General features: G+C 56.3%; 3 protein-coding genes. All 3 read left to right on the top strand.

The features are described 5' to 3' along the window. A partial coding sequence (locus tag PHT20_RS16335) for an EAL domain-containing protein (protein WP_301021363.1) occupies positions 1-2,647 on the top strand: 2,647 nt, incomplete at its 5' end. Between the two features lie 120 nt (positions 2,648-2,767). Beyond that, positions 2,768-3,220 carry a rhodanese-like domain-containing protein gene (locus tag PHT20_RS16330; protein ID WP_300088723.1) on the top strand — a complete coding sequence of 151 codons (453 nt, stop codon included), beginning with the start codon at positions 2,768-2,770 and terminating at the stop codon, positions 3,218-3,220. Between the two features lie 35 nt (positions 3,221-3,255). Then, the coding region (locus PHT20_RS16325; protein WP_301021362.1) for an MCP four helix bundle domain-containing protein at positions 3,256-4,291 on the top strand (1,036 nt) is incomplete at its 3' end.

The following is a 4,291-nucleotide window of genomic DNA, read 5'->3' as shown; positions in this document are numbered from 1 at the left end:
ATGGCTTTGGCACGACGGCGACGAAAGTGGTTTGAGGGCCTTTGGGCTCAAGCTGAAATTGCCCCAAGTCTGCACAAGTTCGGACTCGCTTGAAACATCGAAATCTCTAATGGATTATCTGGGTTCATACCGCACCATGCGCCAGCTGGGGCGGCACGACCGGCGTGCCCGTGCCATTTTTGAGGCCATTGACGATGCGGTGGTGGTGCTTGATGTGGCGGGCAAGGTCACCTCGCTCAACGCACGTGCTGAGGCCATGCTGGGCACTACCCAAGCGCGGGCTTGCGGGCAGCGCTACATGGATGTGATCAAGCTGGCCGACCTGCACACGGGGCAAACGCTGGCCTCGCCCGTACAGCAGGTGCTGGCAGAGCAAAAGCCGGTGCAGGCGTTGGCAAGCTCGGCCTTGGTGCGGCCAGACGGCAGCCAGTTGGTGATTGAACACTCAGCCGCGCCGCTGTTTGATTCACGTGGGCAGTTGTTTGGTGTGGTGCTGGTGTTTCACGACATATCCATTCGCCATGCCACCCAGCTGCAGTTTGAGCGCGAGCACGAGTTGTTTGAGAAAACCTTCAACCTCTCGGCGGTGGGCATGGCGCATATTTCACCTGCGGGCAAGTGGACGCGGGTCAACCAGAAGCTGTGCGACATCACCGGCTACCCGGCGCAAGAGCTGATGCGCCTGTCGTTTCAGGGCATCACCCACCCAGACGATGTGGGCACCGACATGGCCAACATCAAGCGCCTGCTGGCCAGAGAGATGGTCATTTACCGCTCGGAGAAGCGCTACATCCGCAAAGATGGCCAAGTGGTTTGGGTGGCCATCAATGTGCGGGTGGTCTGGAAAGACGACGGCACACCTGACTTTGGCGTGTCGGTGATTGAAGACATTCACACCCGCAAGCTGGCCGAAGAAGAAGCCACCATTGCCCACAAGCAATACGAAGCTTTGTTTGAGCAACTGCCCGAGGGCGTGTTGCTGATCGACACCGGCATGCAAATTGCCGCCCACAACCGCGAAGCCATGCACCAGCTGGGCTACAGCAGCGCTCAAATGCCCACCCTGCATGTGTGGGACTTTGAGGCGCAAGACGACCAAGCCACGGTTGAGGCGCGCAAGCTCAAGATACTGCAAACCGGGCGAGACGATTTTGAGTCGGTCTACCGCCGCGCCGATGGCACGGTGTTTGACGTCGACATTTCGGTGCAATTGATGCAGCTGCCGGATGGGGTGACGGTGTTTCAAACGCTTTTCAGAGACATCTCAGTCCAAAAAGAAACCGCCCGGCAAATTGCTTACATGGCCTACCACGACCAGCTGACCGGGCTGGCCAACCGCCGCTTGCTGCACGACCGGCTGAACCAGGCCATCAGCAGTGCCCAACGCCACCAAGCCCATGTGGCAGTGCTGTTTTTAGACCTGGACCACTTCAAGCTGGTCAACGACAGCCTGGGGCACCCAGTAGGCGACGAACTGCTGTTGCAAATGGCGCTGCGCTTGCAAGCGTGCGTGCGCGCCGAAGACACCGTGGCCCGGGTGGGTGGCGACGAATTTGTGCTGCTGCTGCCCAACGTGGCCACTGAGCTGGCCGCTGCCGCCATGGCTGACAAGGTGATTGCCGCCTTGTCAAAGCCGATGCACATTCGTGGTGAAGAGCTGCGCGTGACGCCCAGCATTGGCATCAGCCTGTGCCCGCAAGATGGCGCAGACACCGACACCTTGCTCAAGCAAGCCGATGCCGCGCTGTACCAAGCCAAAAAATTGGGGCGCGCCACCTACCGCTTCTTTACCAAGGCACTCAATGACGACGCGCAAGAGCGGCTGCACATGGAGCGCCATTTGCGCAAGGCGCTTGAGCGTGAAGAGTTTGAGCTGTATTACCAACCACAGGTCAATTTGCACACCGGTCATTTGCTGAGGTGTGAGGCCTTGATTCGCTGGAACCACCCCACCATGGGACTGGTGCCGCCTGGGCGCTTTATCCCAATTGCCGAGCACAGTGACTTGATCAACCAGATTGGCCGTTGGGTCATGCACCAAGCGTGCAGTCAAGCCAAAGTTTGGCAAGACCAGGGGCACGCGTTGAAGGTGAGTTTTAACGTGTCGGCACGGCAGTTTTTGCACCCGGATGAATTGCTGGCCAATTTAACCTCGGCCTTGGCCTGCGGTGTGTTGCCCCAGCACATGAGCGTGGAGCTGACTGAGAGCTTGCTGCTGGATGCCCAAAGCATGGGGCCAGTGCTGCAACGCATGCATGACATGGGGGTGCAGCTGTCACTGGACGACTTTGGCACGGGTTATTCAAGCTTGTCGTATTTGCGCCGGTTCCCGATTGATGTGCTGAAAATTGACCAGTCTTTTGTCAGCCATTCAGACCAAAATCCGGACGATGTGGAAATGGTCAAAACCATCATTGGCATGGCGCACAACATGGGTATGACGCTGGTGGCTGAAGGGGTAGAAACGGCCGCGCAAGGCATGCTGCTGGCCGACCTGCAGTGCGAAGTGGCACAAGGCTACTTCTTCAGCAAACCGGTGCCACTGGCACAGTTTGAAGCACTGCTGCAAAGCCCTGATGATTTCAGACCAAGCCAATTTTTGGCCAGCCAGTACAACACCGAAGCCCCTTTGTTCTATGACATTTGAAAAATTTAAGTTCTAAACTTAAAAATATGAGCAAGTGTTGATGCAGCGCAAACTGCTCTTGGCTTGATCGACCTTGCGCACCCGTACTATCCAGTTTTTCAACCCCAAAAGGAGACTTTCATGAACAAACGTAGCACCCTCAAACTGATGTCAGCCTTGGCTTTGAGCGTGGGCTTGGCCATGCCCGTGCTGGCCGCAGACACCCCAGCCACGCTGAAAGGCACCACCCTGGTGAGCGCAGCAGAAGTCAAAACCCTGCTAGGCAAAGGCGTGCCAGTGATTGACACCCGCGTGGCCGCTGAATTTGCAGAAAAAACCATTCTGGGCGCAAAAAATGTGCCCTACAAAGAAAAAAGTGCAAAAGACGTCAACTTTGACCCCGCCCAGGACAGTTTTGACCTGACCAAACTGCCCACCGACAAAGCCGCCCCAGTGGTTTTTTTCTGTAACTCAGGCAGCTGCTGGAAGAGCTACAAGGCCTCGGTGGCGGCCATCAAGGCCGGTTACAGCAAGGTGCAATGGTTCCGTGGTGGCATGCCTGAATGGGTGGCTGCTGGCTTGCCAACACAGTAACTGATTCAGTTCATCAAGCAAAAGGAGGCTGAGCCATGGGCATGCTTTTATCAATTAAAAACCGTTTAAGCATGCTTGCGGCTTTTGCCTTACTGGGTATTGCGGCGCTGGCAGCTGTTACCTTCATGGCCAACCGGCTCAGTGCGCAAGCCCTGCAAGACCTTTATGAAGATCACACCCTGTCGATTGCACACATTCAGAAATTGGAAAGCACCTTGCTTGAAGTGCGTTTCAGGGTGGCGGGCGTGTTGCTTGAGCAATTGCCGGTGCAGGGCTCGCGCAATCATTTGACAGAGGCTCGCGCTGAACTTGTGGCAACTGCCAAAGTTGCATTGCCCTTGTTTGCCAAAATTTTTATCAATGAGCAAAGCAGTGCCGAATTTCAAGCACTGCAAGCCAATTGGTCAAAAGTAGATGAGGTGTTAGCCCATATTGACACAGGCTACGCAGCCAACGACACCAAAGCACTGACCAGCGTGCTTGAAGACGAGTGGCCCGTGCTGCATAAAAGCGTGATCAAGCACCTGCAGGCGCTGATCCCCATGACCAAACAGATCGCTGAACAAGCCTATTTACAAGATCAAAAGGTGATTCAACGCTGGGCCTTGGTGGGTGAAATTTTGGGGCTATTGGCTTTGCTGAGCGTACTGCTAGTGGCCTACCAAACCACGGTAGCCATTACACGCCCTATTGCCAACGCGCAAACGGCTTTGGTGAACATGGCTGCAGGCGAACTCAGTACCACCATTGAAGCCGGACAAGCCGATGAAATTGGCATCATGCTGCGTGACTTGGAAGCCTTGCGCACCAACTTGGTCAAAGTGGTGTCCCACGTGCGCCAAGGCAGCGAATCCGTGGCCACCGCCAGTGCCGAAATCGCCCAAGGCAACCAAGACCTCAGCAACCGCACCGAAAGCCAAGCCAGCGCCTTGGAGCAAACCGCTGCCAGCATGGAAGAGCTAAGCTCCACCGTCAAGCAAAACGCCGACAACGCCCGCCAGGCCAACCAGCTGGCCATGAGTGCCAGCACGGTGGCCGTGCAAGGCGGCGAGGTGGTGGCGCAAGTGGTCG

The organism is Rhodoferax sp. (assembly GCF_028715765.1).
In the GTDB taxonomy this organism is placed as follows: domain Bacteria; phylum Pseudomonadota; class Gammaproteobacteria; order Burkholderiales; family Burkholderiaceae_C; genus Rhodoferax.
The sequence above is the reverse complement of the archived record's forward strand: the minus strand, read 5'-3'. Positions and strand labels throughout refer to the sequence as shown.

Coding starts and splice junctions, on each gene's coding strand:
- PHT20_RS16330 (WP_300088723.1), top strand. CDS start 2,768: ATGAACAAACGTAGCACCCTCAAACTGATGTCAGCCTTGGCTTTGAGC.